The sequence below is a fragment of the Ruegeria sp. AL3 genome (assembly GCF_056536065.1).
The window spans coordinates 374,819-399,157 of record NZ_JBQFJG010000002.1; the positions used below are offsets into that span (position 1 = coordinate 374,819).

Here is a 24,339-nt window from a genome sequence, read left to right on the forward strand (position 1 = left end):
TGCGGTTGAACTTTTTGCATTCTGCTGAAACTGTGCGCAGAAGAAGAAGGATGGGGCCTGCGCCGTGTATATTCTCAGATCTCTCGGGCCGGCCGTTTCCCGCGTTTCACCGATTGAAGCGGCTCGTGCGGGTCTGGGTGCTCTTGTCGGTCTTGGGCTGACGGGACTGTTCCTTCTGACTCCGGGTTCCGATCTGGATTTGGGTCTTTATCTTGTAGCACCCTTCGGAGCGACCTCTGTCTTGCTCTTTGCTGTCCCAAATAGCCCGCTCGCGCAGCCTTGGTCCGCCGTTGTCGGCAATACGGTGGCGGCCCTTGTCGGCGTGGCTGTTTGCATGACAATCGCAGACCCGGCGCTACGCGTTGCGCTTGCAGTTGGGCTTGCCATTACCGCAACAATCCTGTGCCGGGCGCTTCATCCGCCGGCAGGAGCCGTCGCCATGACGGCCGCATTGAATCCCGAGGCCATCGCGCAATTGGGGTTCTGGTTTGCGCTTGCACCGATTGCGGTCGGAACCTGTGTCCTTGTCATCCTTGCGACAGTCTATGCCCGGATCACCGGACGTCGCTATCCATTCCGGCAATTCGACGATCCGAGCAATAATCAATCGGAAGACAAGAACCCCTCAGAGCGCCTTGGCCTGTCCGAAGAAGAACTTGCAGGTATTCTGGAGCGCTACCGACACTCCTTCAATCTGGGGGTCGAGGATCTGGCACGCTTGATCAGCGCGGCGGAACTGCAGGCGGCAACGCACGTGACCGCCCCTTTGACGGCAAAAGATGTCATGTCCTCCAGTCTGATCACAGTGGGTCCCGAAACGGCGCTCGGGGAGGTTGCCGAGCTGTTCAAAAGGCACAGGTTCATCTCTCTTCCTGTCGTCGGAAACGACGAAAAGTTTCTGGGCGTCATTTTTCAGATGCATCTGATCAGACAGGCCCGTGAAGACGCGATCAGGTTGAAGCGCGGATATTTTTCGACACTCAATCGTTTATTGGATCGCAAAAGGGAGATGCCTGTGACAGCGGGTGACATCATGGAGGTGGCAGGCCCGCGCGTGACGACAAATTCACCCCTCGGGGTGCTGCTTCCGATGATGGCGGTTGAGGATGTCGACGCCGTCCCTGTCCTCGAATACGATCGCATCGTAGGGATTGTCACGCGGACCGACCTGATCGCCGCATTGGCACGAGCCGCTGTTCGCAGCGGTTAATCCGCAGGCAATCGGCGACGTCAAGTTCTTTGCGCATAGATCGGATGTTCAGATTTCTTCGAGTAAGACCCGATTGACGGAAGGACAATGCCTGAGAAGCCGGGGCGGAAAACCCAGCCCTGACCCTAATATCTGCGCCCTACTCCAGTATTTCGAGTTTTCGGTTCAAACAATCATGGCCATCTGCGCGCGAACGCGATCTGCTGTTTGGACAAGCGCTGCGGTCCCAGGATTTGGGGGCAGTAAGTACTGAGCCTCCCCAACTAAACTGGTCCACCGTTATGTTTAGGAAACAGAGGACCACGAATAGCAAACAAGCGACCGAAGCCCAAAGAGATTGTCTCGAAGTTACGGCAGGTTGAAGTTCTGATGGGGCAAGGCATGTCCCGTCTCGATGCGATCAGACAGATTGGCGTTGTTGAACAAACCTATTACCGCTGGCGAAAGAAGTACGGCGGAATGGGCGTAGACCAGTTGAAAGAACTGAAACGGCTTCAGAAAGAGAACGAGCGACTGAGACGCGCGGTTTCAGATCTGACGTTGGACAAACTGATCCTGACGGAAGCCACAAAGGATGAAGGCCGTAAAGTAAATCATCCGGTGGATGATTTGCAGGCCTGAACGCGAGGCCCTACTGAGCCCCGCTCGTCGTCGTGCCTGCATCGATCATGTCCGCAGCCAGCTCAAGGTACCTGAGCGACGCGCCTGCCGCGTGCTGGGGCAACACCGGTCCACGCAGCGGCGGGTCCCACAAGGTCGCGAAGACGAAGACCGGCTGGTGGCCGACATGATTGAGCTGACCCGTCAATACGGGCGATATGGCTATCGCAGGAACACAGCGCTGCTGAGAAAGGCTGGATGGTCTGTCAGTGATGGGCGGATTGAACGGCTCTGGCGGCGAGAGGGGCTGAAAGTACCAATGAAACAACCAAAGAAAGGACGGCTCTGGCTGAACGATGGGTCGTGTGTTCGGCTGAGGCCGGAGTATCGCAATCATGTATGGAGCTATGACTTCGTTCATTGCCGAACCGACGATGGCAAAGCTTTTCGGACGCTGAACATCCTTTATGAGCACAGCCGGGAGTGCCTTGCGATAAAAGTGAAGCGAAAACTGAACTCGACCGACGTGATCGATGCCCTGACGGGTCTGTTCATCCTTCGTGGCGCACCCGGTTTAATACGTTCGGATAACGGGCCGGAACTTGTCGCCCAGGCCGTCCGAGACTGGATCGCCGCCGTCGGCGCCAAGATGGCTTACATCGAACCTAGCAGCCCGTGGGAGAACGGATACTGTGAAAGTTTCAATTGCAGGTTCAAGGACGAGTCGCTCAACGGTGAGATCTTCTACAACCTGCGCGAAGCTCAAATTCTGATCGAACAATGGAGGAGACACTACAACACAAAACGCCCCCACAATGCTCTGGGCTATCGCCCGCCAGCGCCCGAAACCATCGTCCCGATGGATCACAGGCCGATGATGCACTAACAATCAACTTGGATCAGTCAGATGAGGCTGCTCAAACATAGATCAACAGCCCTAACAACAGATACCTGTTGTCAGGTGAAATGAGCGGCGGTTCTGTCCCGCACCGTGCAGTTTCACGGCTTCAATATTCGCTGCACCTTGCATGAATGGCCGAGATCTTCGCTGCAGCGCAGACCGGTTTTCCATGCCGGTGCAGAATTGTTCTACCACTTTGCTCGTTCAGCACATTTTTAACAGATCCGGTACGGGCTCAGCACCGGCCAACGCCGCATGAGAAACAGATACCGGCTTTGGAGTGGCGAACGGCTGGACCGTTCGGCAAGGTGGCTCAAATATCGATGCGCTCAGCGATGCTCAGGGTGTCTTCCAATTCGACGCCGAGATAGCGAACAGTGCCGTCAACCTTAGTATGGCCGGGCAACAGTTGGACCGCACGGATGTTACCGGTCTTTCGACATATCTTTGCTGCCTTTGTCCGGCAGAGCGTGTGCGTGCCGTACCCGCTCGGTTCTAGGCCAATCGCAGTTACCCAGTCTCGAACAAGCCGTCCATACTGGCGGGTTGAGATGTGTGGGCGGTCATGGAACCGGCTGGGGAACATGAAACGGCACGCAAACAACTCGGGTAATTTAACCCAGGCCAAGACGGTTTCGCGCGTGTTTACCGTCGGCTCAAACTGGACTGGTCGCTTGGTCTTTCTCAGGCTTGGGAGCCTTGTCGAATTGGCTGAGCCTGATTGGTGCGCCACAATACGTTTCGTAAAAACGTCCGCTATTGTGGATGAAGCTGCATCGGTCTCTGTCATAACCGATTTGCCTGCGAACGATCATAGCAAACATAGCTTCGCCTACTTGGGCAGCACGACCAAGCGGTTGTGTTTTCATTGAGTGTCAAATCACTTTGATCCCTTTTCGCCGAATGACTCGATCTACCTTTTTTTCGAACTCTTCGATTTCGCGGACCAGCCATTGTTTGAATTTAAGTTCACTTGCCGACAACCTACGCCCCGAAGGGCGGCAGATCGCATAACGTTCGGTGCTACGCGAACCGATTTTAAAGGGGGCGATCAAACGCCCGGTTTCGATGGAATGAAGACACAAGAAACTATCGCCAATGGTTATTCCGGCATCTGAAAGCGCGGCTGAAAGGCATAGGGAGGTTTCATTGAAGCTGGTAAAGGCGGCAGATTCTCCGGGGCTTCCAATGCCAGCTTTTTCAAACCATTGGTCCCAGGGGTTGTAGTTTTTGTCGAGCAGGAAGCGCGCATCTTGATACTGACCACCGTCGCTTATGTGTCTTGCGGCATATTCCGGTGTACAGAGGGGGATGTCGATCCAGTCGCACAGAAACTCCTCTGTAAGATCCGTAGATTCAAAACTTCCTTGTGGTCCGTAGAATATCCGAAAACTAAAGTCTTCTGCATTCCGCAGCCGCCCATTGCGTTCGGCGATAATCTCAACGGAAATACCGGGATGGTCGATCAGGAATGTTCCGATTTTCTCGGCAAGCCAGGATGACGCGAAATCTCTTTCGACCAGGACGCGCACGGAATCTGAACGAAGGTCGCTTTCGGTAAGGCGTTCGGTCGTTGCTGAAATCAGATCGAAAGCTTGACGAAGTCCTGCGGCCAGTTCGGCCCCCTGCGCGGTAAGGGTGACGTTGGGACCGGCGCGTGAAACCAGCTGACAGCCCGTGATCGTTTCCAATTCCTTGATCTGCTTGCTTATGGCTGGGCGTGTGACATTCAGAACGGTCGCGGCCTCGGTCAACGTGCCCGTCCGAGCAAAAAGATCAAAGGCGCGCAATGAGGTCAAAGTTGGTTTGATTTGCATGGCCTATAGTAACCTCAGGTTTCTATACGGCACAAATAGTAATTTCACCTTTGAGCATTTGCCTTCTAACGTCGCCGAAATTCATCATCGCAAAGATGATCCGACTAAGGAAGAAACCACATGAATACCCCCATAAAATTTGAAGCTAACGGACCGACAGGTTGGAAAACCACAGCTGACATACCGTTGGAGACGGCTGAGCTTCTTACTGAGCAGCCCCTTGGGTTGGATCACATTTACTTTGAGAACGAAACTCCTGGTATTCGCGCCGGCGTCTGGCGTTCCACTGCTTATACAGAGTTCTATGAATCCTATCCCTGCCACGAATTCATGTATGTCATCGAAGGCTCGGTCACACTCGAAAACGAAGAGTTCTCGGAAACCTATTCCAAGGGCGATGCCTTCCTCGTGCCCAAGGGGTTCCGGGGATACTGGAAGCAGACGGAACCCATGCTGAAATACTACGTGATGATCGACTGATCCGGCGGAGATGTGTTTGCATGAACAGTGTCCACAACAACGACGGATCAAGTGACCTCGGGTTCTATGATTACGTGATCATTGGCGCAGGTTCGGCCGGCTGTGTTCTGGCCAACCGGTTGGGCGCGGATCCCAAGCTTCGGATTCTGGTGCTGGAGGCTGGCGGCAGCGATAAATCACTGTTCGTGACGATGCCGACGGCGCTGTCGATTCCGATGAACACCAAACGCTTCAACTGGGGCATGTGGACTGAACCGGAACCCGGTTTGGACGGGCGTGTCATGAACTTGCCGCGCGGCAAAGGGTTGGGCGGGTCGTCTTCGATCAATGGGATGTGCTATGTGCGCGGCAATCCGATGGACTACGAATTGTGGTCCGCGCGCGGGGCCGAAGGCTGGCACTGGGCCAATGTCCTGCCCTATTTCCAGCGCCTTGAGAACGTAAAAGGCGGCGGTCCCTTGCGCGGCACGCAGGGTCCGATATCGGTGACACGAGGCAAGGAAAGCAATCCTCTCTATTCCGCGTTTGTCGAAGCGGGCCGCGAGGCGGGCTATGCCGTCAGCCCCAACATGAACGAGCGCCAGCATGAAGGCGTCGGCCCGATGGAAATGTCGGTCGGCGGCGGCAAACGTGCCAGTGCCGCCGTGGGCTATCTGTATCCCGCGATCAAGCGGGGCAATGTCCGTGTTCTATCTCATGCGCTTGTCGAACGCATTGTGTTTGAAGGCCGCCGGGCGGTAGGGGTCAAGTTCACCCGAAAAGGCACCTCTCAAATCGTTCGCACCACGCGGGATGTTGTCCTGAGCGCCGGTTCCATCATGTCGCCCACCATCCTCAAGCGGTCCGGGATCGGGCCACCAGAGGAACTGGACAAGCATGGGATCGAGGTGATCGCAGCGAATGATGCCGTGGGCGAAAATTTGATGGACCACCTTGAGGTCTATCTGCAGCAGGAATGCACACAGCCTGTCTCTTTGTTTCCGCATATGTCGCTGCTGGGCAAGGCGATGATCGGTGCGCGCTGGCTTTTGACTAAGGGGGGACTTGGGGCCACCAACCACTTTGAAAGCGGTGGGCACATACGCAGTCGGGCCGGGATCATCTATCCCGATATCCAGTACCATTTCCTGCCGTTGGCAATTTCCTATGACGGCAAGTCCCTGGCTGATGGCCACGGATTCCAGGTCCATGTCGGAACCAAGCGTTCAAAAAGCCGGGGTTGGGTCCGACTGCGCAGCGCGGCCCCCTCAGAACCGCCGCGCGTGCGTTTCAACTATATGACTCACGAAGACGACTGGCTGGAAATGCGCGCCTGCGTCCGCCTGACCCGTGAGATCTTTGCCCAACCGGCCTTTGCCCCGTATCGGGGCAGGGAAATCGCACCGGGGGATGACCACCAAAGCGATGCGTGCATCGACCAGTTCATCAAGGAAAAGGTCGAGAGCGCCTATCACCCCTGCGGGACGTGCCGAATGGGGACGGACGACGGCGCGGTCGTCGATCCGCTGACCATGCGGGTCAAAGGTGTGGATGGTCTTCGTCTTGTAGACAGTTCGGTCATGCCGCAGGCGACCGCGGGGGATCTGAATGCCCCCACGCTCATGCTGGCGGAACGGGCTGCTGATCTGATCCTCGGGCAAACGCTGGGTGAAGCTACAGACGCGCCGTTGCTGGCCGATCCAAATTGGAGCACCCGCCAGCGTTCGCCGGACATCAGCCATGATTATGCCAACGAACGCGAGAGTTTGCGCGCAGCGCTTTTGGAAACCACAAACTGAACACTCTCAGGGAGGAGAATACGTGAAACAAAGTATCAAAGAACTGAAAACCGCGCTGGTCCTGTCGGCTGCAATGCTGGCCGCATCTATGGCAACTGCCGAGGTTGAATCCGAAGAACCAATCAAAATTGCGGTCAATGAATGGACAGGACAGCACCTGTCAGCCAACATTGCAGCGGAACTTTTGAGGAAAAAGGGCTACAACGTCGAGCTGGTGACCGCAGGCGGTCTGCCACAGTTTACCGCGCTGGCCCAGAATGAGCTGCATTTCAATCCCGAGGTTTGGGACAATTCCATCACAGACGTTTACACCGACGGTCTGGCATCGGGTGCGATTGTCGACATGGGAGAACTGGGCCTCATCCCCCGAGAAGGTTGGATGTACCCTGACTACATGGCTGAAAAGTGCCCCGGCCTACCCGACTATCAGGCGCTCTTCGACTGTGCGCAGGCGTTCGCCACAGCCGAGACATTCCCCGATGGCCGGTTGATCACTTACCCGGGGGACTGGGGCACCCGTTCCAAGTCCGTTGCCGAAGGGATTGGCCTGCCTTTCGTACCGGTCCCCGGCGGTTCCGAAGGTGCAATGGTGGCCGAACTGAAAAGCGCACTGGCGTCCAAAGACCCTATTCTGATGATGTTCTGGCAACCGCATTGGATCTTTGCCGAAGTTGATATGAATTGGGTTGAGTGGAACCCGATTGACGGAGAGTGCGTCGAAGAAGACCAGCAGCGCGAGACAGCCTGCGGGTTCGCTCAGGCTTCGGTCAAGAAAATCGCCTCCAATTCGCTGGCGAAAACCTGGCCCGGAGCGGCGGCGCTTCTTGAGCAGTTCGCTCTGACGAACGAAGATCAAAACGCAATGATCTTTGCCGTAGATCAGGACGGCAGACCGCTGGAAGAGGTTGTTCAGGAATGGATCACGAACAACGAAGACCAATGGTCGGTCTGGATTAACTAAGTCGTTCAGATGCCTTTGACGCTCGGCACAGGGTGCCGGGCGTTAACAATATGAGAGGATCTGCTGTGGGACAGCACGAGTCACCAGAGGAACGCGCGGTAAAGCTTTCCTGCCGCAATCTGTGGAAGGTCTATGGCCCCCGGCCGCAATACTACTTTGACACCTCCGGCTATCAGATAGATCGTGATGCACTGGCTGACCGCATGCGGTCCGAAGTCCATGTTCCAGCAGCCATAGACGTCAGTTTCGATGTCCATGTGGGCGAGATCTTCGTGATTATGGGCCTGTCGGGTTCGGGCAAGTCGACGGTCGTTCGCTGTCTGTCCAGGCTGGTTGATGCCAGCTATGGCGAAGTCCTGTTGGACGGAGAAAACCTGCTGGCGAAATCCGACCGAGAGTTGATCGACATCCGCCGCCACAAGATGGGCATGGTTTTTCAGAACTTTGGGCTTCTGCCGCATCTGACGGTTCTTGAAAACGTAGCCTTTCCGCTGAAACTTCAGGGGATGCCGCTTGCTGAACAGCTTGAACATGCCCAGCGCGTCATCAAGTTGGTCGATCTCGAAGGGCGTGAGTCAAGCTTTCCCGGCCAATTGTCAGGCGGGCAGCAACAACGGGTTGGCATCGCGCGCTCGCTTGCGGTTGAGCCGGATGTCTGGTTTCTGGATGAACCGTTTTCGGCGTTGGATCCTTTGATCCGACGACAAATGCAGGATGAATTTCTGCGTATTCAGAAGATGTTGCACAAATCCATCGTCTTCATCACTCATGATTTTCTTGAAGCGCTGCGCATTGCTGACCGCATGGCGATCATGCGTGATGGCAAGGTGGTACAGATTGGAACGCCCGAAGATCTGATACTGAATCCCGCCGATAACTATGTCGCACAATTCACTAGCGAAGTTCCCCGTATCCGTGTCATGCGGGCCGAATCCTGCGTGGTCCCACCCGAAGGCGACATCGGCGACCTGCCGCATGTTCCGGGCGCGATGGTGGCCGAAGCCCTCATCACGGAACTTGTCCGCAGCCCCAAGGGGGTGGTTGTCGATGGGGCCGACGGAGGTGTTCTTGGCGTCGTGACGCCTGCTTCACTCATGAAAACACTCGCCGCTTCCTCAGGGGAGGTGTGAAATGCCCAGCGATATTGCGATAACGAGCAATCCGGGCAAATTGCAAAAACAATCCTTTGGATGGCCAGCAGTCATTGTGTTTTCGCTGCTCTGTGTCCTTCTTATGGGGCAAGTGCCCTGGATTGCGAAATTCCCTGGCGCGCTGGAACTGCCGATCACGGATGTCCTGAATGTCATCATGGATTGGGTGGTGGCCAATTTCGAACCCTTCTTCAAAGTGATCACGTTGCTTTTCACCTATCCCATGGACTGGGTGCGTGCCTTGCTGCATTGGCTGCCATGGAGCGCCTTCGTCGCGGCGATAACAATGATCGGCTACAGGGCGGGCGGGCGCGATCTGGCAGTGTTTACGGTGCTCAGCCTGATTTATGTGCTGTGCGTTGGCCTGTGGGAAGAAGCGATGAATTCCTTTGCTCTTGTCTTCATCTCGGTTCCGATGGCCGTTCTGGTCGGCTTTGCTCTTGGGGTGTGGGGCTATGCCTCAACTCGAGCCGAGCGCGTCATCATCCACCTGCTGGATATTTCTCAGACTATTCCAGCCTTTGCTTATCTATTGCCGATCCTCCTGCTGTTTGGTTTCGGGCCGGTTGTTGGTCTGGTCGCCTCTATTCTGTTCGCCTTCCCGCCCATGGTGCGGAATACCATTCTGGGGCTGCGCGGCGTGCCCTCCGATATCATCGAGTCCGGCCTCATGTCCGGCGCCACCCCAGGCCAGCTGTTCTGGCGCGTGCGGTTCCCGACTGCGTTGCGGCAGATTCTGATCGGGATCAACCAGACCACCATGGCATCGCTTTCGATGGTAATCATTGCTTCGATCATCGGCGGCACCGCCGACATCGGCTGGGAGGTTCTGTCGACCATGCGCAAAGCGCAGTTTGGTGAAAGTCTGGTGGCCGGTATCGTGATTGCCCTGATGGCGATGATCCTGGATCGGATCACTTTTGGTCTGGCCGAGCGCGAAGGTGTGACGCTGACCCGGAAAACAACGTTGCAGCGATACGCCTTTCCACTGCGTCTGATCGGGGTCGTGGTTTTGGCTCTGGCTGTGGCGCAGGTCGTTCCGTTTCTGGCGCAATGGCCTGAAACTTGGCAGTTTGATCTGGCGGAACCACTTAATCGCGCGATCACATGGTTCATAATCAACCTCAAACCCTTGGTGGACGCGGTCAAGAATGCCAGCCTCTTCTTTGTTATGCTGCCCCTGAAAATTGGTTTCGACAAAACGGTCAGCCCGTTCACCTGGGGGTTCGCTCTGACAATCTGGCACACAGTGGCCTATGTCGCGTTGCTGGTCTTCGGCACCGCGTGGCTCTGGCAGCGGAAGCGTCCGGGTCTGGCCGTGACGGTCCCGTTGGGTGGGCTGCTGTTCTATATCGGGTTGACGGATATGCCCTGGCTGGCGCTGATCGCCATCCTCACCTATTTCGCCTATCGTCTGGGAGGGGGCCGACTTGCAGCCGGAACCCTGCTTGGGCTTACCTTTCTTCTGGTGTCGGGCAGCTGGGACAAGGCAATGCTGTCGCTTTATCTCTGCTCGATCGCAGTGGGTCTTTCCTTTGTCATCGGGGCATTGCTTGGTGCGGCGGCGGCGCAGTATGACTGGTTCTCGCGCATCATGCGGCCTGTCAACGACACGCTACAGACAATGCCACCCTTTGTGCTGCTGATCCCCATTGTCATGGTGTTCAAGATCGGAGAGTTCACCGCGCTTCTGGCCATTGTTTCTTACGCCTTTGTGCCGGCATTCCGCTACACGGAACACGGGCTTCGGCATGTGCCTAAAACCGTGACGGAAGCCGCAACCAGTCTGGGCACAACACGCGTACAGATGTTGTTTCTGGTCAAGCTGCCGCTGGCCCTGCCAAACATCATGCTGGGGCTGAACCAGTCGATCATGTTTGGCATCGCAATGCTGGTCATTGCGGCACTGGTCGGGACAAACGGGCTGGGACAAGAGGTCTATATCGGTCTTTCTGCCGGTAATTTTGGTCAGGGCTTAGTGGCCGGGATAGGAATGGCCGTCATCGCGATCACGGCGGACCGGTTTTGCCAAGCCTGGCAGCGCAAATACCAAAATCATTTTGTAAATGGATAAGCCATGAAACTGATCTATTCAGACGATCATCGCGATCATGCCGGTGCCAAGGAAATGCGCTATGACCAGATGATACCCATGTCGGAAAGCCCCGAGCGCATGAATATGATCATGACCGCGCTTGCCGAAGCCGGGTTCACGGATGTCATCCCGCCAGCCACCTATGGGCTGGACGTGGCGCATCAGGTTCATGACCCTGCTTTCGTCAGCTTTCTGGAACGCTGTTATCCGCTATGGGAAGACGAATTCGGCACCGGCGGTTTTGCCACTGCCTATACCTTTGGGATGCGCGGGATGGATCAGGTGCCGAACGCCTCGGTGCATTCGATGCTCAGCTGCTATACGTTCGACGTATGTGTGCCCTTTGTCAAAGGGACATGGCAGGCGATCCGGTCCGCCAAGGATATTGCCCTGACAGGGGTTGATCTGATCCAAGATGGAGAACAAGCCGTGTTTTCCATCTGCCGTCCGCCCGGGCACCACGCCTCGCAGGATATGGCAGGCGGCTATTGCTATCTCAACAATGCTGCGATCGCCGCGCAGGCGCACCGCAACAAGGGGGCCAAGCGTGTGGCGATCCTGGACATCGACTATCACCACGGGAATGGGACGCAGGCCATCTTCTATGACCGGGCCGATGTGTTCTTTGCGTCGCTCCACTGTCGGCCGGAGGACGAGTACCCCTTTTTGATGGGCTATGACACCGAGACCGGTTTCGGTCCGGGCAAGGGGTATAATTTGAATCTTCCGATGCCGCGTGGAACCGATTTCCGCGCTTGGAGCAAAGCGTTGGAAATCGCGCTACACAGGACCCGCAACTATGCCCCCGATGTGCTTGTGATTTCCCTCGGAGTGGACAGTTTCGCGGGCGATCCCGTTGGCGGATTCGAACTGCACAGCCCGGATTACATCGAAATCGGGCGCCAGATCCGGGCTCTGGACCTTTCCACACAGTTTATCATGGAAGGCGGATACGCGATGGAGGCTTTGGGCACAAATGTCGCCAATGTCATAAAAGGGTACTCCCATTAGAGATTGGTAACCGGAAAGGCATTCAGGGATCCACGACAGTCGATTGATAATGCATGATTGTGCCGTCCCTGTGTTCCGATTTGTCAACCAGATGAATGAACGGGATGATCTTCCGTTTTTTGACCAACCAAGGGTTCTGTCGCAAACCTTTTAGAAGACAGAGCATCAGTGGAGTTGGTGAGCAGTTTATCCTGCCAGTTGGGCGAATTGCTGAAACGGTTGGAGCCCGGGTGTGAATTGACCTTTGCGGATCATGTTGATCAGTTCTGTGCCTGCCAGGGCAGATGCGGCTGAAGCGAAAGATTTGAATCCCAGCATGGGTCTGATCCGGTTCCGTTGCAAAGATTTCAGCCAGGCGAGCTACTTCAGTGATCGCACCAGCGTTAATATGCTAGCCTAGCGAATTGTTGGAACGGACAGAGTCCGCGCGTGTGTTGCCCTTGCGGATCATGTGCGCGACTTCGATCCCGACCAGAGTTGCTGCGGCCGAGATATAGGACTTGAAGCCAAGCATCGGACGGGTTCGCCTATTGGCGAAGCTGTGATCTTGTTCCATGATGTTATTGAGGTATTTGCGCCTGACCATATCGATCGGGATCGGGCAGCCAAACCCCTTTAACATCTTGTTAATGGCCTTGATGCCAACGGTGCTTGCGCCACTTTTGTCGATGACTATCTTTCGCGGTAGGCCGTTGAGCTACAGCATCCGGGCGAAGAATTTCGTGGCAGCTGGTTTGTTGCGCCGCTCGGACAGCATGACATCAAGTGTTTTTTCGTGTTTGTCGACGGCACAGTAGAGATAGACCCACGCGGCTTTCACTTTGATGTAAGTCTCGCCCACTCTCCTCGAGGAATCACATGGTCCTTTGCGTCGACGCACGACTTCGGCAATGGCGCCTGAGTATTGCGTTACCCAACGGTTCAGCGTGGTGTGATCCACGGAAACACCGCGCTCACCCATGATTTTCGCCAGGTCACGGTATGAAACACCTTATCGAACGTAGAAGAACACCGCGAACAGGATCACGTCCTTCGGATATTGCGCGCCTTTGAAAGAGATCATGGACCGACCCTGGTCGTGAAACTCATTGCCCGTGATGTGCATCACGCCTTTGCGCAGGTGGTGATCCTGAAGCACGGCAAGATCCGGGGCGCTGGTCGCCTTGGGCTTGAGCGTGAACACATCCTGAAAAGTTCAGAACGGCTGAACAGGGCGCAAATTAAAAGCGGAGCAACCTGCTCAGTCGCAGGCCGCAGTGACGATCATCTCAACCTTGAGCACATCACGCGCCAGCTTGGCCTCGCCACAGGCACGGGCCGGGGCGTGACCTTGCGGTACCCAAGCATCCCAAACGTCATTCATCTCGGCGAAATCCGCCATGTCTGCCAGCCAGATCACGCATTGCAGGATGCGGGTCTTGTCGCTGCCGGCCTTGGTCAACAGGTCCTCGACCTTGGCCAGAATCTCGCGGGTTTGATCCGCAGCTGTTGTGGCATCCGAGGTTTGGCCACACAGATAAGCGACGCCGTTGTGCTTGACGATCTTGCTCATGCGTTGGCCGGTTTCGATGCGGGTGATTGTCATGTCGGTTATCTCCATTACAGGACCTTGCGGTCAAATCGGTCTATGCGGAAGGGCGATAGATTGAAGCGGCTTTGGCCACCGGTCACCAGATCCGCCAGAACCTGCCCCACAACAGGTCCCATCTGAAATCCATGCGCTGAAAACCCGAATGCGTGGAATGCACGCGGGGCATTTGCGGCCGGGCCGATCACGGGCAGATTGTCGGGCATATAAGCCTCCAACCCGGCCCACATCCGGTTGATACTGGCCTTGCGCATAATCGGAAAAAACTCGGTTGTAGTGCGGCACGCAGCAGCAAGTTTGGCATAGTCCAGCCGTGTGCGATTATTGTCGCGATCAGCGAACCCCTTGGCGCCACCGCCAATGAGGACGGTACCGTTTTCAAACTGTTTGAAGCTCAGCTGTCGGCTGATCGCCCCAACGACAGGCTTGGCGAAATGCGGCATCCGGGCGGTGATCATCAACATCGGTGCGGCATGGCTGAGGGGAACGTTATCACCGATCATCAGAGCGATTTTATCCGCCCAGGCCCCGGCGCAATTGACGACGGTTTTGGCCTCAAACCTGTGCCGGGTGCCCTGCGCCAGCCACACATCGCCCACGCGGCGGAGGCACCTAACCTCTTCGCCTTCGATCACCAGAGCGCCATAGTTTTTTGCCGCCAGGCGAAACGCAGATGTTGCCTTGAAGGGGATCGCATACCCGTCCAGCTCCGAGATCACGCCGCCAACGCAATTGGGATTCACATGAGGCAATCGTTCCCTGAGTTCAACCTGATCGATGATCCGTTCATGCGTATATCCTGCGTCATACATCTTGACCTCGCGGGCCTTCGCACTCGCCAGATCTGCCTCATCCACCGCGATATTCACCAGTGTCTGGCGCCGAAATCCGGTATCGTGACCCAACTCTTCATCCAGTGTCTGCCACATCTCCATAGATGCTTTGGACAAAGGGACTTCAGCCAAATCCCGGCCCAGCAGCCGCACTCCGCCCGCGTTGACGCCCGAAGCATGCCGACCGGAGTAATCCTTTTCGACCACAATAACTGAGGCACCCTTGCGGGCCAGATGGTACGCGGTTGCACAACCCTGAATACCCCCGCCGATAATCAGAACATCCGCCTTCATTCCGCAGCCTCCGCCGGAACCGTGTCGTATCGGCCCAGCTCATCCAGGGTCAACAAGCGTTGCGGGCTGCGCAGGCGGTAATATCCAACCGCTTCGGGGCTTTCCTCACGCCACTTTGCCAATAGGCCAGTCACGGCATGGCCACATTGCCTTCCCTGGCACGGCCCCATTCCACATCGGGTCAGGGATTTCAGCGCATTCGAGTCCCGCGCACCTTGTTCGAACCCCGCTCGCAAATCGCCCAAAGACTGTTCTTCGCAACGACACACCAGAGTGTCGGGATCGCGCGGCAATCTCAGCGCCTCGGTTGGGCGGTACAGGCGGTCGATGAACCGGCGAAATGGTTTCAGGGCGGACAAGAAATTCAGATCAGCGTGCGCTTTTTGATCCCTGTCCGTCTGGGAAATTCGGCCAAGGTGAACCAAAATGTTCTGAGCAGCCACACGCCCAGCAGCGCAGGCGGCATCAGCACCTGCAATCCCAGCCCCATCGCCAGCAACCGAAACATGCGCAACCGAACTCTGGCAAAAATCGTCAACAGTGACCTGCCAACACATCTGCTCGCTGTTCCAATGATGATCCAACCCCATTGCTCGGGTCATGTTCAGATTGGGCTGAACGCCGTGATGCAGGAATATGGTATCGGCCAAGATCTCACGCCGCTGACCCGATGACACAAATCGCAGCCCAGAGGCTTTTTCATCGCCGATCACCTCCAGATTTTCGGCATGTCGGTAGGTGGCAACACCCGAAACGTGGATTTCCCGCAACAAAGACAAGCCCTTGCGAAATTGTCCGACCTGCCGTAGGGCGCGCGGCATAAGAAGCGCGGCATCAATGTAATGTTGTCGCGGAGTCGTATCGACCAGAGCGGCCACAGACACGCCGAGGCGCAGATACTGTGCCACAATCAAGTACAACAGCGGTCCCGATCCAGCAAAGACAGCCCTGTCTGCTACAACTGCGTGCGACTTCAGCATCACTTGCGCTGCACCAGCGGTCATGACACCGGGCAAGGTCCAGCCCGGGATCGGCATGGGCCGCTCCATTGCCCCGGGGCACAACAACATTTCCCGGCAGTGCAACTCACGTGTTTCGCCCTGATATGAGAACAGAATACGGCCATCATCCCCCAGATGCCATGCATCGGCACCGGCAAGATGTGTCGCGCGGGATTGTTCAAAGCGAGTGATCAGATCAGCACCTGCCGCATATTCTGGCCCCAGGGGTGCTGCATCCGGCAAGGGACTATCTGCCGCAGAGCGATAGATCTGCCCCCCTGCCCGTTCAGCCCGGTCCAGCACAACCACATCAATTCCAGCCCGCGCCAATTCAATGGCGGCTGACATTCCGGCCGGGCCAGCCCCAATGATCGCACAATCAAAAGCTTTCATCAGTTGCCTCGGTGTCTTCGGTAATGTCTTGTGTCATAACGCTCATCCCGTCCACGACCCGACGCAGGCAGGCTTGCTGATTGGGAAGCCCATCAATTTCGACCATGCATTCGAAACAGACGCCCATGGCGCAATAAGCACTGCGCTCGTCACCCGACAGGGCCGCCTTACGGGTCACAATCTGACCGGCCACGGCCATCGCGGACCAGACAGACTGACCTTTGCGCGCGGTGAACGGCTGACCATTAACGACCAGCGTCACCAGATCGTGGTCATTGTCTTGCAAGGATCTGAACATAAGCTGATCTCCGTGGGCTGGCCGGGCAAGGCACGGGGAGAGGCGCGCCTTGCCCGACCGCAGGGTCTGATCGGTTATTCGCCGATTTTGTCGAGGATGGACTGACCCCAATCCTGCCCCACGTCCTCCAGGACCTGAGGCCAGACCTGCGCACGTACATGAGCAGCGGTGGCAGCAAGCTCTTCGTCCGTCAGCGAGACGATGGTTGCGCCATTGTCGGCCAGCTTTTGCTCGAACGCGGCCTGATCGGCCTCAGCGGTTTCCCAGCGCTTGGCTTCGAACGCCAGCGCCGCGGATTCCAGAGCAGCCCGATCTTCATCACTCAAATCGGCCAATGTGCCCGAGTTGATGATCATGTACCAAACTTCAAAATGCGTGTTCACTGGCACATACGACGTCGTCACATCACGAAACGAGGCATAATAGCCTTCAGCGCCCGAACCGACGACACCGTCAACAACACCGGTCTGCACGGCAGTAAACGCTTCCGAGAACGGAATGGGCGACGAGATATAGCCCAGAGCGTCTGCAGTCAGCTGGAAGCTCTTGATACCGGGTACACGGACCTTGATCCCCTTGGCGGCCGTCGGATCACCTGGGTTCACCGCGTCGGTATTCAAGGCAACGCCGCCGAAATACACCGGATAGGCGGCCAGCATGGTGATGTCCTGCTTCGCATAAAGATCCTTCATCGCCGAATGGATCGCGCCGCCGGGACCATAGATCTTTTTCGCTTCGTCCCAGTTTGCCGCAACATAGGGGAAAGCCGAGATCTGCATACGGCGATCAACCGCTGTGGCGGCGGGCTGCACGGCCATGTCGATGGCACCAACCGAAATACGCTCTTGCACAGACGTGTAGTCCCCCAGAGCAGATGCCGGGAACAGGTTCAGTTCCAGAGAGCCGTCCGTGGCAGCCTTCAGCTCCTCAGCGAAAGCACGCAGTTCATTGTCGATTGTCGCGCCCTGAGGTCGAATATGGCTGATCTTCAGCGTGTCGGCGGCAGCGATGCCTGCAGTTGCGACAACGGCCGCAGCCAGGCAGGTGGATTTCAGAAAGTTCATCATGGATAAGTCTCCTCCGTGAATGATGAAGTGGTCGGCTTAGTAGCCAAAGAAGCGAGGCAGCCACATCGACAGGTCAGGCCAGAAACTGGTCAGGAAGACGACAGGCAGATATCCCAGCAGGATCAGGGTCATGGCCGGGCGGATCACCTTGGTGACCGGCACCTGGCCGATGCGTGCACCCAGATAAAGGATCGAGGCATAGGGCGGGGTCACGCCGCCCATGGCGGTATTCACACCCATGATCGCGGCAAACTGGATCGGGCTGACGCCGATGGCCTGCATCAGCGGCAGCAACAGCGGCGCGATCAGGATTATGGCGGTGACATCATTCACGACCATTCCGACGAGGAACAACAGGATGTTGATCAACACCAGCAGCAGGGCTTTGTTTTCGGTCACTGAAAAGATCGCCTGCACGATGGCCTGAGGGACGCTTTCCAGAACAAACATCTGGCTGAGGATCATCGAGAACAAGATCATCAGCATGATCGCACCGACCGAGGTCGCAGCCTCTTTGCCCGCACCAAAAAAGGTTTTGATGTCCAGCCCCTTGTAAATCAGGAAACCTACCGGGATCGCATAGATCACAGCTACGGCGGCAGCCTCGGTCGGTGTCATGATACCGCCATAGATACCACCCAGAATGATCACCGGCATCAACAACGCGGGCGTGGCCTTAAGACCGAGCGAGGTCGCCTCGGATAGAAAGGCCTTCCCTTTCGGCGGCTCATTCAGCTGTAGGGGAAATTTGCGGGCCATGCGGATGTTGACCGCCGAAAAGCTGGCCATGATCAGCAGACCGGGACCCAATGTAGCAAGGAAGCAGGCCAGAATTGAGGTGTCTGTCACCCAGCCATAGACGATCATGGTTACCGAGGGCGGGATCAGCAGACCCAAAAGCGAGGCGTTGGCAATAAGCGCCGTCGCGTATTCGCGGGGATAGCCTTGTTTCTCCATCTCGGGGATCAGCAAAGGGCCAATTGCTGCGACGCCAGTCAGGCCCGAACCCGATATGGCTCCAATGAGGGCGCAGGACACTGTAGCGACCACTCCCAGACCGCCCCGCAGGTGACCGATGAATATATTGACGAAATTCAGAAGGCTGGCAGCGATGCCTGAGACTGACATGATTGTCCCGGCCAGAACAAACAGCGGAATGGCCAGTAGCACCGGGTTGCCCAACTGCTGGAACCCCCACAGCATATTGCCCTTCATGACCACGTCTCCGGCGAAATACATCACCATCAGACCCGCACCGAAACAATAGGGCAGCGGTACGCCCAAGGTCAGCAGGATAACCAGGATCAATACAGCAAAAAGCGCAATCTCGATCATTTCAGACCTCCTTCCACGGCAGGTTCGGCAAGGGGGGAAAACAGTGCGCGCAGGTGCATAAGCAGATGCCAAGCGGTGAAGATCATCATCAGAACCAACCCGACAAACAAAGCGACATCGACATAAAAGGTCGGCAGATACAATGTCGGGCTCTCACGCCAGACCCGCATCGAATATTTGGTGAAATCCCAGGCCCAGGTGGTCAACCAGATGCCAACGATCAGGCTGATGACTTCACCTATAACCGCCAGAACCTGATGCTGACGTTCTGTGGTCAGAAAGATCTCCAGCACATTGGCGCGGATATGCGTGTTCTCGCGCGACGCGTTGACCGCCCCCAGCATGTACAGCCACAACGTTGGGTAAAGCAGGCTTTCTTCCAGCCCCATGACGGGGATCTCCAGCACATAGCGCGTGATCACCTGCACAAATTGCCCAAGAGCAACAAGGCAAATCAGAACCGTCAGCAGGACACTTGAAAAACGTGTCATTTCCCCCTCCATCACGGCGAATACAGGCAGCGCATTCATGATGGGAAAAATCAGGGGTACGGATTATTAAGTCAAAACGATTAAATTGATCTTTAAATAAAGTTACTTTATGTGGCGATGAAAAGTTAAGGATTAACAAAGGCAAATGAATCTCAGCTTCCGCCAATTACAGGCCTTCCGCGAAGTCATGCGAACAGGATCAGTGTCTGAAGCGGCCCGAATCCTCGGGCGGACTCAGCCAGCCGTCAGCGCACTGATTGCAAATCTCGAAGCCGAACTGGACATCGCCCTATTCCGGCGGCAGCGCGGGAAAATGGCCCCTACGCCGGAAGCCCAGTACTTCATCACCGAGGCTGAAGCGATCCTGGATCGCCTTTCGCTTTCAACCCGGACAATGCGCGAAATCGGAGCGCTGACGAAAGGGCGACTGAACATAGCCTGCATGCCGGCGGCCAGCAGCCTGTTGATGCCGCAGCTACTGGGTGAGTTTCTGCTGGACAAACCAGACGTAAAGGCGTCACTGATGATGCGTGCCTCACCCGTTATCGAGGAATGGATAGCCTCTCAGCAATATGACATTGGACTGGGTGAGACACCTAAAGCCACAGCAGCGATTGATACTGTCGATTTCGACATGAGATGCGTTTGCGCAATCCCAGCAGATGACCCACTGACTGAATTGGCCAAGGTAGAAGCCCACCATCTGTCGGGCCTTCCGATGGCCGGGCTGCAAGAAGGGCATCCAAATCTGATCGCAACTCAGAGGGCATTCGCCAGCCAAAAAGCCAGTTTCGACCAACGGTTCGAGCTTAGAACTTTTAACCCGGCTCTAACTTTGGTGGAAAAGGGGCTTTGTTACTGTATCTGCGATCCAATTACCGCAGCCGGATATGTCAACATGCGGTCTGAACCCAGGCCGGTCGTTTTTCGAGCATTCCATCCACATGTCATACTAAACGTCTCAATCATGCGACCAGCACATCGTCCCCCGTCCGCATTGGCGAGTGAGTTTATCCGGCAACTGGAGACTGCTCTCCAAGCAATAAACCGGCAGTTTTAAGACATTCTGTGGCGCGCAAAACTGCTCTCTGAATACTTTCCGCACGCTCAACGTCATCGATGAGTACAGCCGGGAGTGCCTGGCGATCCGTGTGGACCGCAAGCTGAACTCCAGCGATGTCATCGACGTGCTGAGTGACCTGTTCATCATGCGCGGTGTGCCAAGCTACATTCGCTCCGACAATGGCCCTGAGTTCATTGCCGTGGCGGTGCAAGACTGGATCAATGCAGTTGGAGCAAAGACCGCATACATCGAGCCAGGCAGCCCATGGGAGAACGGTTACTGTGAAAGTTTCAATGCGCGGTTCAGAGATGAGTTCCTGAATGGAGAAGTCTTCTACTGTCTAAGAGAAGCGCAGATTTTGATCGAAGAATGGAGGAAACACTACAACACAAAACGCCCGCACAGTGCTCTGGGATATAAACCGCCGGCCCCGGAAACCATCGTTCAAATGGACCAAAGGCCGGTCATGCACTAACAATCAAATTGGACCACACAAGTGGGGCTGATCACTGGGCGCGTCTGAACGCGCCCGGTTTCGTCAAGTCGCGACGTGAGATATCTCTTTGTCCGGCGAGTATATGTCCAAGATGTTCCAATGTCCGGTGGTTGGTGTTGGGTTGTTGATCATTGGGACATCAAGAACGGTTGGTTTGCCGCTGGCGATTGCCGCTTCCAATGCGGGCAACAATTCATCAGCAGCACTGAGCCTGTGCCCTTTTGCACCATAAGCTTTTGCAATATCTGCATAACCCGGTCCGTTTGCGGGTGCGGCGGCTGATCCGGGGAACGTGGTTCCATAGGTCAAACCGTAATGAGCTTTTTGAAGACCTGCGATCGTTCCGAAGGCGTTGTTGTTCATGACCAGCCAGATGATGCCCAGATTGAGTTCGACGGCCGTTGCGAGCATCGACGGGTTTTGACCGAAGCCACCATCGCCAACTAAACTTAGTACGACTCGATCAGGTGCTGCCAATTTCGCGCCGATCGCGCCCGGAGGGCCAAACCCATCGTCGCGAACCCGCCCGGGGTCAGTATTGAGCCAGGGGTCAGGATATCGAATTGCTGTCCGACACCGTTCTTGTTCCACCCAACGTCCGTGGTGATGATGGCATCCTCAGGCAGTGCCTTGCGGGCATCTGCCAGAATACGCTCGGGCATCATTGGAAAGGCCGATGAGGTCGCCATTTCCACATTGCGCGCTTTGAAGTCCGTCCGAAAGTCAGCGATCTTCTGCTCCAGCACGGGGCGTTGGAGGCCCTCCGGATACATCTCGCGGGCGACCCGGTTGAGGACTAGTAAAGCGGCCTTGGCGTCAGCAACGACTCCGATCTCGGTGGGGTAGTTCCGGCCGATCTCCTGCGGTTCAATGTCGATATGAATGACCTTGGAACCGGGGATGTTGAACGTATAGCCGGGGTACCAGCTGGAGCAATCGGCCTCTTTGAACCGGGTTCCCACCGCAAAGATGTAGTCCGCATTCAAGCAGGACTGGTTGACCAATTCGGTGCCCCAAAACCCGGTCATTCCCAGCACAAGCGGATGGTCGTCTCGCAACGCGCCTTTACCCATCAGGGAATGCGCGACTGGAAGGCCCATATGTTCAACAAATTCTCGCAACTCCTCACTGGCCTGCGCCAACAGGATACCGCCGCCGACATAGGCAACCGGGTTTTCGGCCTGTGCCAGAGCCTCAATGATTTCACGTGCGGTTTCATCGTCAATCGACGGCTTCTTGAGCGCGCGCGTGTTATCGCGGATACGGTCGAAGCTGTCCGAGGGGATCACCTCGGAGAAGATGTCCATCGGCACATTGACCAGCACCGGCCCGGGCTGACCGCTTTCAGCCAGATGGAACGCCTTTTCCAAGATTTCGGCCATCAGGTCGGCGCGATCCACCCGCCAAGCACGTTTGACGAAGGGGCGATAAATCTCCCATTGGGCCGCGTCTGCGTGCAGGTTCACTTCCTGATGCGGATGCTTGCCATAGTAATGCGTGGGAATATCGCCCGCGATCACGACCATGGGGATACAGTCCAGCGCCGCGTTGGCGACCCCGGTGGCACAGTTTGTCAAACCTGGGGAGAGGTGTGACAACACCACCGAGGCCTTGCCCGTCACGCGGGCATATGCGTCCGCCGCGTGGCTGGCGATTTGTTCGTGCCGCACCGTGACAAAATCAATCGGACTTTCGGCCAGTGCAGCCAGAACTGCGATGTTTGTATGGCCACAAAGCCCGAACACATGCTTGACATCACGGCGTTCGAGGAAATCAACGATGTGTTCGGCGACGGTTTTACCGTCGAGTTTGCTTGCGTCCATCACGCGACCTCCTGTCCGTAGAATTCACCGAACAGGTCCGGCTCCGAGGGGCGATCCTCAGGGATCGGACGGCTGACCAGTGTAGTTCATCATGTGTTTCATGGTGACGTTTTCATTTGTGATGTTGCCGCCCCAGATGCCGCAACCAAGGCTGCTGGTCATAGGCATGCCATTGGTCCACGCACCCGCGTTGGCCTTGGACTGAGGCTGTCGAACCATCATGCGACTGACCGGAGCCAGACGCGCCAACCGGTCGATGTGATCGTCATTGTGGCTGTAGATGCCGCAGGAATGGCCCTTGCCCCCGGTGTTGTAGATCTGGCTGACCGTTTCCAGCGCATCATCGAAAGTTTCGAAGTGATATAGCGCCATTAACGTGGTCAGTTTTTCCTTGGAGAACTTATGCTGCGGGCCGATTTGCCCCTGATTTTCAACCATCAGGAATTTGCGATCTTCGGGGATCGAGAACCCGGCGACCTTGGCCGTTTGCTGAGGCGGACAAGCTATGGTCGGGAACGTGCGGTTGCCCCTATCATCCCACATAGCCGCTTCGAGCATGGCCTTCTCTTCATCCGAACAGAGATATCCACCTTCGGCCTCAAGTGCCTTGATCATATCGTCGTAGACCGAGCGCTGGATGATGATGTTGCCATCTGCCGAGCAGCCAGACCCAAAGTCAGAGGTCTTAGAAATACGAGTGTTCTGAGCGGCAATGTCCAGATCTGCGGTCTCATCGATGACGATGGACGAATTGCCCGCGCCCACGCCATAGGCCGGACGTCCCGAGCTGTAGGCTGCTTTGACCATGGGCTTGCCACCCGTCGCCAACGTCAGGTCGCAGATCTCCATCAGATGTTGCGTCAATGGGATCGACGGTTTGCGAATGGATTGGAACAAGTCCTCGGGGGCACCGGCAGCACGACAAGCTGCACGCATGACCTCGACCATTTCAAAGGTGGTATGGGCGGTTCGCGGATGCGGGCTGAAGACGACCGCATTCCGGGCGTTCGCGGCGGACACGCCGGTCACTGGTGGAGTCATTGCCGGGTTGGTCATCGGGATCAGGGAGGCGATCACACCGGCAGGTTTGGCATATTTCACCAGACCTTTTTCCTCATCCACCTCGACGATACCCGTCGAGGGTGTGCGCAAGACATCTCGCAGCACCATGTGAATCTTGAAGCGCTTCGCAGGACGCCCTGCGCGATCTCCGATACCGCTTTCGTCCACGCCCTGCTGGGCCAAACGCGTGAAGGTCTTCTCGTTCCCCGCATACCACGCAATGGCCTGAGACAGGCGGTCCAGCCTGTCCTGACCCCAATCCTCGATCTCGGCCATGGCAGCGCGGGCGCGCGCCAGCATATCGGCCGCCATGTTGCGGTCGTTCTCAGTGAGCTCTTTGCCCATGATAATCCTCTTGGTGTTTTGGAATTGCTGCATCGGTCATACGACGCTGAGATCGCGCCGCGCCGAATGTCCGCTTGGCGTGGCTGAGACAGCGACGCGCGTGTTCTTCATATCCCAACTCGGCAACGCGGCTTTGGTTGGGCAGTTCGATTTGTCTGACGTCAGCACCAATGGGACAGTTTAGGTCGATTTGATAAGAGAGGGTTTCTGGCACATCGTAACCACCAAGGAGCGGATCTATGGACG

The 24,339-nt window shown here is 56.3% G+C and carries 19 protein-coding genes and 5 pseudogenes; 10 read left to right on the plus strand and 14 right to left on the minus strand.

The genetic code is table 11. The annotated features are described in order from the left end of the window. Positions 1–64 precede the first annotated feature (64 nt). Together ACR3E6_RS18195 and ACR3E6_RS18200 are read left to right on the plus strand one after the other, a co-directional pair. Positions 65–1,210, plus strand: coding sequence for an HPP family protein (locus ACR3E6_RS18195; protein ID WP_480488564.1), 1,146 nt, complete (start codon positions 65–67; stop codon positions 1,208–1,210). Between the two features lie 306 nt (positions 1,211–1,516). Next, positions 1,517–2,696: pseudogene (locus tag ACR3E6_RS18200) on the plus strand (IS3 family transposase). Positions 2,697–3,024: 328 nt separating this feature from the next. On the opposite strand, the pseudogene ACR3E6_RS18205 reads toward ACR3E6_RS18200, so the two are convergent. Further along, positions 3,025–3,393, minus strand: a pseudogene (locus tag ACR3E6_RS18205) (site-specific integrase); the annotation flags it as partial. A gap of 193 nt (positions 3,394–3,586) precedes the next feature. Beyond that, complete coding sequence (locus tag ACR3E6_RS18210; protein WP_171725137.1) at positions 3,587–4,528, minus strand: LysR family transcriptional regulator; 942 nt, start codon at positions 4,526–4,528, stop codon at positions 3,587–3,589. A 120-nt stretch (positions 4,529–4,648) separates the two neighbouring features. Between ACR3E6_RS18210 and ACR3E6_RS18215 the strand changes: the two genes are divergently transcribed. The 6 genes from ACR3E6_RS18215 to ACR3E6_RS18240 all read left to right on the plus strand — a co-directional run bounded on the left by ACR3E6_RS18215 (position 4,649) and on the right by ACR3E6_RS18240 (position 12,004). After that, the gene (locus tag ACR3E6_RS18215; protein ID WP_171725136.1) at positions 4,649–5,008 is read left to right on the plus strand and encodes a cupin domain-containing protein; all 360 of its coding nucleotides are present in this window, start codon (positions 4,649–4,651) and stop codon (positions 5,006–5,008) included. Between the two features lie 20 nt (positions 5,009–5,028). Beyond that, complete coding sequence (locus ACR3E6_RS18220) at positions 5,029–6,786, plus strand: choline dehydrogenase (protein ID WP_480488566.1); 1,758 nt, start codon at positions 5,029–5,031, stop codon at positions 6,784–6,786. A gap of 22 nt (positions 6,787–6,808) precedes the next feature. Beyond that, positions 6,809–7,747, plus strand: coding sequence for an ABC transporter substrate-binding protein (locus ACR3E6_RS18225; RefSeq protein WP_480488568.1), 939 nt, complete (start codon positions 6,809–6,811; stop codon positions 7,745–7,747). A gap of 65 nt (positions 7,748–7,812) precedes the next feature. Further along, positions 7,813–8,877, plus strand: coding sequence for a quaternary amine ABC transporter ATP-binding protein (locus ACR3E6_RS18230; RefSeq protein WP_480488570.1), 1,065 nt, complete (start codon positions 7,813–7,815; stop codon positions 8,875–8,877). Between the two features lies 1 nt (position 8,878). Beyond that, complete coding sequence (locus ACR3E6_RS18235) at positions 8,879–10,972, plus strand: ABC transporter permease (protein ID WP_480488572.1); 2,094 nt, start codon at positions 8,879–8,881, stop codon at positions 10,970–10,972. A gap of 3 nt (positions 10,973–10,975) precedes the next feature. Further along, a complete protein-coding gene (locus tag ACR3E6_RS18240) occupies positions 10,976–12,004 on the plus strand; it encodes a histone deacetylase family protein (protein ID WP_171725132.1) in 1,029 nt (342 codons plus the stop codon). A gap of 186 nt (positions 12,005–12,190) precedes the next feature. Here the strand turns inward: ACR3E6_RS18240 and ACR3E6_RS18245 are convergent. The 9 genes and pseudogenes from ACR3E6_RS18245 to ACR3E6_RS18285 all read right to left on the minus strand — a co-directional run. Then, positions 12,191–12,340: pseudogene (locus ACR3E6_RS18245) on the minus strand (IS6 family transposase); the annotation flags it as partial. Between the two features lie 47 nt (positions 12,341–12,387). Continuing rightward, a pseudogene (locus ACR3E6_RS18250) lies at positions 12,388–13,067 on the minus strand (IS6 family transposase). A gap of 177 nt (positions 13,068–13,244) precedes the next feature. Further along, positions 13,245–13,589, minus strand: coding sequence for a RidA family protein (locus ACR3E6_RS18255; RefSeq protein ID WP_171725131.1), 345 nt, complete (start codon positions 13,587–13,589; stop codon positions 13,245–13,247). A gap of 14 nt (positions 13,590–13,603) precedes the next feature. Next, positions 13,604–14,719, minus strand: coding sequence for an NAD(P)/FAD-dependent oxidoreductase (locus ACR3E6_RS18260; protein WP_210093908.1), 1,116 nt, complete (start codon positions 14,717–14,719; stop codon positions 13,604–13,606). Beyond that, the gene (locus ACR3E6_RS18265; RefSeq protein WP_480488574.1) at positions 14,716–16,113 is read right to left on the minus strand and encodes an FAD-dependent oxidoreductase; all 1,398 of its coding nucleotides are present in this window, start codon (positions 16,111–16,113) and stop codon (positions 14,716–14,718) included. Before ACR3E6_RS18265 ends, ACR3E6_RS18260 begins: the two co-directional genes overlap by 4 nt. After that, the gene (locus ACR3E6_RS18270) at positions 16,100–16,411 is read right to left on the minus strand and encodes a (2Fe-2S)-binding protein (protein WP_209835581.1); all 312 of its coding nucleotides are present in this window, start codon (positions 16,409–16,411) and stop codon (positions 16,100–16,102) included. The genes ACR3E6_RS18265 and ACR3E6_RS18270 overlap by 14 nt, the downstream gene beginning before the upstream one ends. 74 nt (positions 16,412–16,485) lie before the next feature. After that, the gene (gene dctP / locus ACR3E6_RS18275; protein ID WP_171725127.1) at positions 16,486–17,478 is read right to left on the minus strand and encodes a TRAP transporter substrate-binding protein DctP; all 993 of its coding nucleotides are present in this window, start codon (positions 17,476–17,478) and stop codon (positions 16,486–16,488) included. Positions 17,479–17,514: 36 nt separating this feature from the next. After that, on the minus strand, positions 17,515–18,813 hold the full coding sequence (locus ACR3E6_RS18280; RefSeq protein WP_480488577.1) for a TRAP transporter large permease: 1,299 nt from the start codon (positions 18,811–18,813) through the stop codon (positions 17,515–17,517). Beyond that, positions 18,810–19,304 carry a TRAP transporter small permease gene (locus tag ACR3E6_RS18285; RefSeq protein WP_170745487.1) on the minus strand — a complete coding sequence of 165 codons (495 nt, stop codon included), beginning with the start codon at positions 19,302–19,304 and terminating at the stop codon, positions 18,810–18,812. Before ACR3E6_RS18285 ends, ACR3E6_RS18280 begins: the two co-directional genes overlap by 4 nt. Before the next feature lie 145 nt (positions 19,305–19,449). Between ACR3E6_RS18285 and ACR3E6_RS18290 the strand changes: the two genes are divergently transcribed. Continuing rightward, a complete protein-coding gene (locus tag ACR3E6_RS18290; protein ID WP_171725124.1) occupies positions 19,450–20,364 on the plus strand; it encodes a LysR substrate-binding domain-containing protein in 915 nt (304 codons plus the stop codon). Between the two features lie 37 nt (positions 20,365–20,401). Beyond that, positions 20,402–20,842: pseudogene (locus tag ACR3E6_RS18295) on the plus strand (integrase core domain-containing protein); the annotation flags it as partial. Between the two features lie 63 nt (positions 20,843–20,905). Here the strand turns inward: ACR3E6_RS18295 and ACR3E6_RS18300 are convergent. The 3 genes from ACR3E6_RS18300 to ACR3E6_RS18310 are packed head-to-tail and all read right to left on the minus strand — an operon-like array spanning position 20,906 to position 24,093. Beyond that, a complete protein-coding gene (locus ACR3E6_RS18300; protein WP_480488579.1) occupies positions 20,906–21,340 on the minus strand; it encodes a thiamine pyrophosphate-dependent enzyme in 435 nt (144 codons plus the stop codon). Next, on the minus strand, positions 21,313–22,686 hold the full coding sequence (locus ACR3E6_RS18305) for a thiamine pyrophosphate-binding protein (RefSeq protein WP_480488581.1): 1,374 nt from the start codon (positions 22,684–22,686) through the stop codon (positions 21,313–21,315). Before ACR3E6_RS18305 ends, ACR3E6_RS18300 begins: the two co-directional genes overlap by 28 nt. A gap of 57 nt (positions 22,687–22,743) precedes the next feature. Beyond that, positions 22,744–24,093, minus strand: coding sequence for an aldehyde dehydrogenase family protein (locus ACR3E6_RS18310; RefSeq protein ID WP_480488583.1), 1,350 nt, complete (start codon positions 24,091–24,093; stop codon positions 22,744–22,746). Positions 24,094–24,339: the final 246 nt, after the last annotated feature.

Coding starts and splice junctions, on each gene's coding strand:
- ACR3E6_RS18260 (WP_210093908.1), bottom strand. CDS start 14,719: ATGAAGGCGGATGTTCTGATTATCGGCGGGGGTATTCAGGGTTGTGCA.
- ACR3E6_RS18240 (WP_171725132.1), top strand. CDS start 10,976: ATGAAACTGATCTATTCAGACGATCATCGCGATCATGCCGGTGCCAAG.
- ACR3E6_RS18305 (WP_480488581.1), bottom strand. CDS start 22,686: ATGGACGCAAGCAAACTCGACGGTAAAACCGTCGCCGAACACATCGTT.
- ACR3E6_RS18280 (WP_480488577.1), bottom strand. CDS start 18,813: ATGATCGAGATTGCGCTTTTTGCTGTATTGATCCTGGTTATCCTGCTG.
- ACR3E6_RS18285 (WP_170745487.1), bottom strand. CDS start 19,304: ATGACACGTTTTTCAAGTGTCCTGCTGACGGTTCTGATTTGCCTTGTT.
- ACR3E6_RS18220 (WP_480488566.1), top strand. CDS start 5,029: ATGAACAGTGTCCACAACAACGACGGATCAAGTGACCTCGGGTTCTAT.
- ACR3E6_RS18265 (WP_480488574.1), bottom strand. CDS start 16,113: ATGAAAGCTTTTGATTGTGCGATCATTGGGGCTGGCCCGGCCGGAATG.
- ACR3E6_RS18215 (WP_171725136.1), top strand. CDS start 4,649: ATGAATACCCCCATAAAATTTGAAGCTAACGGACCGACAGGTTGGAAA.
- ACR3E6_RS18270 (WP_209835581.1), bottom strand. CDS start 16,411: ATGTTCAGATCCTTGCAAGACAATGACCACGATCTGGTGACGCTGGTC.
- ACR3E6_RS18310 (WP_480488583.1), bottom strand. CDS start 24,093: ATGGGCAAAGAGCTCACTGAGAACGACCGCAACATGGCGGCCGATATG.
- ACR3E6_RS18210 (WP_171725137.1), bottom strand. CDS start 4,528: ATGCAAATCAAACCAACTTTGACCTCATTGCGCGCCTTTGATCTTTTT.
- dctP (WP_171725127.1), bottom strand. CDS start 17,478: ATGATGAACTTTCTGAAATCCACCTGCCTGGCTGCGGCCGTTGTCGCA.
- ACR3E6_RS18290 (WP_171725124.1), top strand. CDS start 19,450: ATGAATCTCAGCTTCCGCCAATTACAGGCCTTCCGCGAAGTCATGCGA.
- ACR3E6_RS18235 (WP_480488572.1), top strand. CDS start 8,879: ATGCCCAGCGATATTGCGATAACGAGCAATCCGGGCAAATTGCAAAAA.
- ACR3E6_RS18255 (WP_171725131.1), bottom strand. CDS start 13,589: ATGACAATCACCCGCATCGAAACCGGCCAACGCATGAGCAAGATCGTC.